Source organism: Streptomyces sp. NPDC059037 (genome assembly GCF_042740015.1).
GTDB lineage: Bacteria > Actinomycetota > Actinomycetes > Streptomycetales > Streptomycetaceae > Streptomyces.
The window spans coordinates 33,872-40,811 of sequence record NZ_JBHYIG010000020.1 but is presented as its reverse complement, the minus strand read 5'-3'; the positions used below and the strand labels follow the sequence as shown (position 1 = coordinate 40,811).

At 70.3% G+C, this 6,940-nt stretch carries 6 protein-coding genes; all 6 read right to left on the bottom strand.

Translation table 11 applies throughout. The annotated features are described in order from the left end of the window. Window positions 1–996 (bottom strand): ABC transporter ATP-binding protein (locus ACFWY6_RS07040; protein ID WP_384687204.1); only part of this gene is annotated, 996 nt, incomplete at its 3' end. Continuing rightward, window positions 983–2,017, bottom strand: a complete 1,035-nt coding sequence (locus ACFWY6_RS07035; RefSeq protein ID WP_384687202.1) for an ABC transporter ATP-binding protein — start codon at window positions 2,015–2,017, stop codon at window positions 983–985. The genes ACFWY6_RS07035 and ACFWY6_RS07040, both read right to left, overlap by 14 nt. Continuing rightward, window positions 2,014–2,943, bottom strand: a complete 930-nt coding sequence (locus tag ACFWY6_RS07030; protein WP_384687200.1) for an ABC transporter permease — start codon at window positions 2,941–2,943, stop codon at window positions 2,014–2,016. Before ACFWY6_RS07030 ends, ACFWY6_RS07035 begins: the two co-directional genes overlap by 4 nt. After that, window positions 2,940–4,016 carry an ABC transporter permease gene (locus ACFWY6_RS07025; RefSeq protein ID WP_384687198.1) on the bottom strand — a complete coding sequence of 359 codons (1,077 nt, stop codon included), beginning with the start codon at window positions 4,014–4,016 and terminating at the stop codon, window positions 2,940–2,942. Before ACFWY6_RS07025 ends, ACFWY6_RS07030 begins: the two co-directional genes overlap by 4 nt. Window positions 4,017–4,020: 4 nt before the next feature. Continuing rightward, window positions 4,021–5,661: an ABC transporter substrate-binding protein gene (locus ACFWY6_RS07020; RefSeq protein ID WP_384687196.1), complete on the bottom strand. Its 1,641-nt coding sequence runs from the start codon at window positions 5,659–5,661 to the stop codon at window positions 4,021–4,023. 71 nt (window positions 5,662–5,732) lie between these two features. Continuing rightward, window positions 5,733–6,779 (bottom strand): LacI family DNA-binding transcriptional regulator, encoded by a 1,047-nt coding sequence (locus ACFWY6_RS07015; protein WP_384687194.1) that lies wholly within the window; start codon window positions 6,777–6,779, stop codon window positions 5,733–5,735. Between the last annotated feature and the right edge of the window lie 161 nt (window positions 6,780–6,940).

Below are 6,940 nucleotides of genomic sequence, written 5' to 3'. Positions count from 1 at the left end.
GAGGGGGGGGCGGGGCGGGACGGCGGTGGCGCACACCGGATTCGCGATCGGGCAGCGGGGGTGGAAGCGGCAGCCGGTGGGCGGGTCGACCAGGCTGGGCGGTTCGCCGAGGGTCTCCTCGTCGTCGAGGACCTCTGGCTCGTCGAGGAGTCCGCCCCGGTCGGGGTCGGGCGCGGACTCCAGCAGGAGCCGTGTGTAGGGGTGTCGGGGGTTTTCCACGAGCGCGTCGCCCGGACCCGATTCGACGAGCTGGCCCGCGTAGAGGACCTTGATCTCGTCGGCGAAGTAGCGGGCGCTCGCGATGTCGTGGGTGATGTAGAGGATCGCGAGGCCCTCGTCGTCGCGGAGCCTGCCGAGGAGGTTGAGGATGTCGAGGCGGATGGAGACGTCGAGCATCGACACCGGTTCGTCGCCGAGCAGCACCTTGGGGCGGGCGGCGAGCGCGCGGGCGATGGCGACGCGCTGGCGCTGGCCGCCGGAGAGTTCGTGCGGGAACTTGTCGATGAACTGGTCGGCCGGGGTGAGGTTGACCCGCTCCAGGAGGTCGACGACCGCCTTTTCCGTCTCCGCCCGGCCGCGCACGTGGCCGTGCAGCCGCAGCGGCCGGCCGAGGATGTAGCGCAGCCGGTGCACGGGGCTCAGCGAGGAGAAGGGGTCCTGGAAGACCATCTGCACCTGGCGGTAGTACGCCCGTTTGCCCTTGGCCGAGCGGGCCGCCACGACGGGGGCTCCGTCGAGGCGGATCTCGCCCTCGGTGGGCGGGTAGCCGAGCGCGAGCAGCCGGGCAAGGGTCGACTTGCCGCTGCCGCTCTCGCCGACGAGCGCGGTGATGCGGCCCTGGTGCAGGGCCAGGGTGGTGGGTTCGACGGCGCGTACGACCTTGCCGTGCTGTCCGGGGCCGTGCAGCGGGAAGCGCTTGGTGACCTCGCGGGCCTCAAGTACCGGTTCACGTAGCGGTTCGAGTATCGGTTCAAGTACCGGTTCACCCAGGGACATTGGTGCTCCTCGGCTCGTGCTGCTGCTCCTGAGGCCCGCCGTGGAGATGGCAGGCCACCTCGCCGCCCGCCGTGGCGAGCAGCTCGGGTACTTGTTCGTCGCAGGGGTCGAACCGCTTGGGGCAGCGCGGATGGAAGGGGCAGCCCGTCGGCGGGTGCCGCAGGCCCGGCGGGGAGCCGGGGATGCCGGTGATCTCGCGGCGCGGGCCGCGCAGCGGAGGGAAGGCGCCGCGCAGTGCGGCCGTGTAGGGGTGCCGGGGGTCGGCGTACAGCTGTCGGGCGGGTCCTGTCTCGACGACCCGGCCCGCGTACATGACGGCGATCCGGTCGGCGATCTCGATGAGCAGCGAGAGGTCATGCGTGATGAAGATGACGGAGAACCCCAACTCGCGCTTCAGCCGCGCCACTTGGCGCAGGATCTGACGCTGCATGACCACGTCCACGGCAGTCGTCGGCTCGTCCATCACCACGAGGTCCGGTTCGCACGCGAGCGCGAGCGCGATGGTGGCGCGCTGCCGCATGCCGCCGGAGAGTTCGTGGGGGTAGGCGCGCACCCGGTCGGCCGGGATGCCGACCATGCCGAGCAGCTCCCCCGCACGCCGCCAGGCGGCGTCCCGCGACAGGCCGCGGTGCAGCCGCAGTACGTCGGCGAACTGGGCGCCGAGCCGGTGCACCGGGTTGAGCGCGTTCATGGCGCTCTGGAAGACGATCGCGACGCGCTCCCAGCGCAGGGCGCGCAGCTCGCGTTCGGTGAGCTTGAGCAGGTCGACCGGCGGCCCTTCGCCGTGGAGGTGGACCGTGCCCGCCGTGGTGACGGCCGGCGGCCGCTCAAGCCGGGTGAGGGCCGTGACCAGCGTCGACTTGCCGCAGCCGCTCTCCCCTACGATCCCCAGGGTCTCCCCGCGGTACAGGGTGAGGTCGACGTCGCGTACGGCGTGGACGGGTTCGGCCCGGTCGAAGTAGTCGACGCGCAGTCCGCGCGCCCGCAGCAGCACGTCCGCGGTGCCGTCCGGGGTGCTCATCGTGCCTCCTCGGTGGTGCGCAGGGCCGCGGCCGCCGCCCGGCGGCGCACCGCCCTGCCCGGCTTGCGAAGGCGGGGGTTGGCGATCTCGTCGATGCCGAAGTTGATGAGGCCCGCCGCGACGCCGATGACGGCGATGCACGCGCCGGGCGGGATGAACCACCACCAGGCGCCGCGCGCAAGGGCCGAGGCGTTCTGCGCCCAGTAGAGCATCGAGCCCCAGCTGGTGAGGTTGATGTTGCCGAGGCCGATGAAGGAGAGCCCCGCGTCGGCGAACATCGAGAGGACCACGGCGGACAGGAAGCTCGCCGAGATCAGCGGCGCCATGCTGGGGATCAGCTCGCGGGTGATGATCCACCAGCGGCTCTCGCCGGTCATCTCGGCGGCCGTGACGAAGTCCCTTCGCCGCAGCGAGAGCGTCTGCGCGCGCTTGCCGCGGGCACCCCACGGCCAGGACGTCAGGCCGATGATGAGGGCCACCGTCAGCCAGCCGCCGCGCCCCTTGACGTAGCTCGCGACGATGATCAGCAGGGGCAGGCTGGGAATGACGAGGGCGATGTTCGTGCCGGCCGTGAGCAGCGCGTCCGCCGTGCCGCCCAGATAGCCGCCCGCGACGCCGACGAGCACCGACAGGGTGGTCGAGATGACGGCGGCGACCAGTCCCACCAGGAGCGAGACGCGGCTGCCGACGACGAGCTGGGCCAGGACGTCCTCGCCGGTGGCGGTCGTCCCCAACAGATGGGATCCGGACGGTGGTTGCATGCCGTCGGCGGTGTGGATGGCGGTGGCGGACAGCCCGAAGACGTCCTCCACGAGGAAGGGCCCGGCCAGCGCGAACAGCGCGAAGAACACCAGGATCGCGATCCCGGCCCGCACCTTGCGGTTCTCCGGCAGCCGTCCCTTGAGACTCTTGAGGGTGAGGTTCATGCGCGGCCCTCCCTGGCCCGTGGGTCGATCAGGCCGTACACGGAGTCGGCGAGGAAGTTCGCGGCGAGGACCGACAGCGAGACCATCAGGAACAGCGCCTGCATCAGCGGGTAGTCGACGCTGGCGACGGACTGGTAGAGCAGATAGCCGACGCCGGGATACGCGAAGACGGCCTCCACCAGGAGCTGTCCGCCGACCACGTTGCCGATGTTGATGGCGAACCCGGCGACGCTCGGCAGGATCGCGTTGCGGGCCGCGTACCGGAACATCACCCGGCTCCTGCCGAGACCCTTGGCGCGGGCGAGGAGGACGTAATCCTCGGAGACCGTCGTGATCATCATGTTCCGCATGCCGATGTACCAGGTGGCCGACCAGCCGAGCGCGATGGTGAGCGCGGGCAGCGCGGCATGGCTGATGACGCTGCCGATGAACTCGGCCGTGAAGCCCGGCGTCAGGTCACCGTCGTACGCGCCGCCCGTCGGCAGCCAGGCCAGCTGGAAGCCGAAGACGAGGACGAAGAGCAGCGCGATCCAGAAGGTGGGAAGCGCGTTGAGGAACATCGCGCCCGGCGTCGCCACCGAGTCGACGCGTGAGCCCGCGCGGCCGCCCGCCATGATGCCGCCCGCCGTGCCGATGACGAAGGACAGGACGGCGGTGATGCCGACGAGCCCGATCGTCCACGGCAGGCCCGCGCTGATGACGTCCCACACCGGTGTCGGGAAGAACGCCACCGAGAGCCCGAAGTCGAGGTGCGCGACCTGGCCGAGGTAGGTGACGTACTGGCTCCACAGCGGTTCGCCCGGATCGCCGAACAGCCGGTAGATGCTGGCGATCTGCTCGCCGGAGAGCGCCGAGCGGCCCTGCATCTGCGCGATGAGCGCGGACGCCGGGTCGCCCGGCATCAGCCTGGGCAGCAGGAAGTTGAGCGTGACGGCGATCCAGGCGGCGGCCAGATAGAAGCCGAGGCGCTGTACGAAGTAGCGGCCGGCGCCGAGCCTGATCCGGCGCGCGGGCCGTTCCTTTGGCCTTTCGCCTGCCGCGACGACAGCCGCCGTTTCGGAGGGGGCCGTCATGCGCCTAGCCCGCCTTCGCGGGGCGGAGGGACAGGATCGTCTGCACCATGTCGGTGGGGCCCGCCCAGGGCGCGGGGATGGCGTAGGGGTTCTTCTCGTCGGGCCAGCCGGTCCAGTTCTTGCTGTTGTACTGGGCGGAGGCGCCGTTGGTGATGAGCGGGGCCGCGGGCACCTCGTCGATCATCAGCTTCTCCAGCTTCGCGGAGAGCTTCTTGATGGCCGCGTCGTCGCCCGCGCGCTCCATCTCCTTGAGGATGCCGTCGGCCTTCGCGCTCTTGTAGTGGCCGTAGTTGGTCCAGATGCCGACGTTGTCGCTGTGCAGCATGTCCCGGTAGAAGTTGTACGGCGTGTTGTAGAAGACGGCGCCGCCGACCAGGACGTCGAACTCGGCCTGCTGGCGTGCCGTGTCGAGCTGGGCGCTCGGCATGGGCTGGACCTCGACCTTGACACCGGCCTTCTTCAACTGCTGGGCGAGGACCTTGTCGCGCTGGATGGAGTCGGCGAACTCGGTCACTTCGAGGATCGTGAAGCTGAGCTGCTTGCCGTCCTTGCCGACGAGCTTCCCGTCCTTCATCTCGTATCCGGCCTTGGCGAACTCCTTCTCGGCTGCCGCCAGTTCGGGCTCGGGCTGATCGGCGTCCTGATACTCGCCGTCGATCCATTTGCCCTGCGTCTTGGTGTCGAGGCCGGTGAGGTTGAGCGGCTTGAGCATGCCCGGATTGCCGAGGTCGGCGAGCTCGGAACGGTCGACGGCGAGGGAGAGGCCCTTGCGGACGTGGACGTTCTTGAACGGCGCCTTCTTGTGGTTGAAGAACATGTAGGTGCCGCCGTAGGTGGGGTACCAGGCGTGGTGGTTCTTCGGGTCCTTGTCGACGTAGCTCTTCTTCACGTCGGGGACGGCGCCGCCGCTCCACTCGACCTCGCCGCTGAGCAGCTTCCCTATCTCGGACGACGAGGAGACGACCGGTGCCTTGAGGGTCTTCACCGGCACCTTCTGCTTCCAGTAGTCGTCCCTGGCCTCGAAGGTGAGCTGCTGGGCCGCGTACCGCTTGAGCTTGTACGGGCCGCTGGCCACCGGGTCGGGGTTGGTGAAGGTCTTGCCGTCCTTGCCCTTCCAGATCTTGGCGGGGACGGGGCGGATGGAGCCGATGTTGCGCAGGCGGGCGTAGCCGGGGGTGTCGAAGGTGATGACCACGGTGTGGTCGTCGGTCGCGGTCGCCTTCTCGTACTCGAACCGCCAGTCCACCGGCAGGTCCTGCTTGGTGACGTACTCCAAGGCGAAGATGACGTCCTTGGCGGTCAGCTTGGTGCCGCCGCTCCAGTTGGCGCGCTTGTCCAGATCGATGGTGATCTTCTTGCCGCCGTCGGACCAGGAGTACTTGGTGGCGAGCCAGGGGACGAACTTGCCGCCCTGGAGGTTGTTGAAGGAGAACAGCGGCTCGTACTGGAAGCCGAAGGTGCCCTGGCTCGCCTTCACCGAGAAGGGGCTGAAGTTGCGGGCGATGGTGTTGCCGGAGAAGCCCATGTTCACGGTCAGCGAGTCCGTGCCCCTGCCGCCGGAGGCGGTGGGGGTCGCCGAACAGCCTGCGGTGACGGCGAGCGCGAGAGCGGCCGCGCCCGTGACGCCCAGTCTGGTCCACTTCATGGCGGGTTGATACCTCCGGGTTGGCAACGTTGTCTCAAGGCGGGGACGTGCGTGTGCGTGGGGGGCGGTGCTCAGGGGGCGGCGCGGGCCGCGGTGCTGCCGCGCGCCTCCAGGTGCGGGAGCTGGTCCTGGACGCGGACGGCGGGGCCGCCGTCGAGGAGGGCGATCAGCTGCTCGGCCGCGTGCCCGCCGTAGACGGCGGTGTCGCGGACCAGGGCGGTGAGCGCGGGGTGGGTCGAGCGGGTCAGGACGGAGTCGTCCCAGGCGACGATCGCGAGGTCCGTGGGTACGGAGATGCCGTGCTCGGCGGCGACACCGAGACCGGCGACGGCCAGCACGTCGTTGTCGTACACGATCGCGGTGGGCCGCCGCTCCCCCGCGAGGACCCGGCGGGTGGCCTCGGCCCCCTGGGCGTCGGAGTAGTCCGTGGTGAGCGAGTGCACGTCGGTCAGGCCGCGCCGGTCGGCCTCGGCCCGCAGCGAGCGGATGCGGCGCCGGGTGTGGGTGAGTTCGGGGAGCCCGGCGATGTGCGCGATGCGGCGGTGGCCGAGCAGGTACAGGTGGTCGACGATGGAGGCCATGGCGAGGGCGTCGTCGGCCCAGAGGTTGGAGATGCCGGGATAGTCGGTGTGCGGCTCCGGCAGGGTGCCCACGACGACCGCGGGCAGTCCCAGTTCGTCGAGGAGCGGGAGCCGGGGGTCCGTGCCGCGCGGGTCGACGACGAGCATGCCGTCGACCCGGCGCTCGGCCCACCAGCGGCGGTAGACCGCGCACTCCGCGTCGATGTCCTCGACGACCTGGAAGAGCAGCCCGAGCCTGCGGCGCGAGAGCACCTCCTGGATGCCGGAGACGAGCTGGAGGAAGAACGACTCGACGCCCAGCGTCCGGGCCGGTCTGGCCAGGACGAGCCCGACCGTGCCCGAGCCTTCCCCGGAGAGGGCCCGCGCGGCGGCGCTCGGCCGCCAGCCGAGCTCTTCGGCGACCCTGCGGACGCGGTCGCGGGTGGACTCGGAGACTCCGGGGCGCCCGTTGAGCGCGAAGGAGACGGCGCTCTCCGAGACACCGGCCCGCACGGCGATGTCCTTGATGGTGGGGCGCCGTGCCGGAGTGCGACGCATGCGTGACCTCCCCTCGCGTTGACTGACCGTTGACCGACCGCTGGCTGACCGCTGACTGGCCGTTGGCCGACCGCTGACTGGCCGTTGCTGGAACGGCGCCTGGCTAAAGCGCTTGAGGGCGAGCAGGCTAAAGCGCTAAAGATGCCCGCGACAAGGGGGTG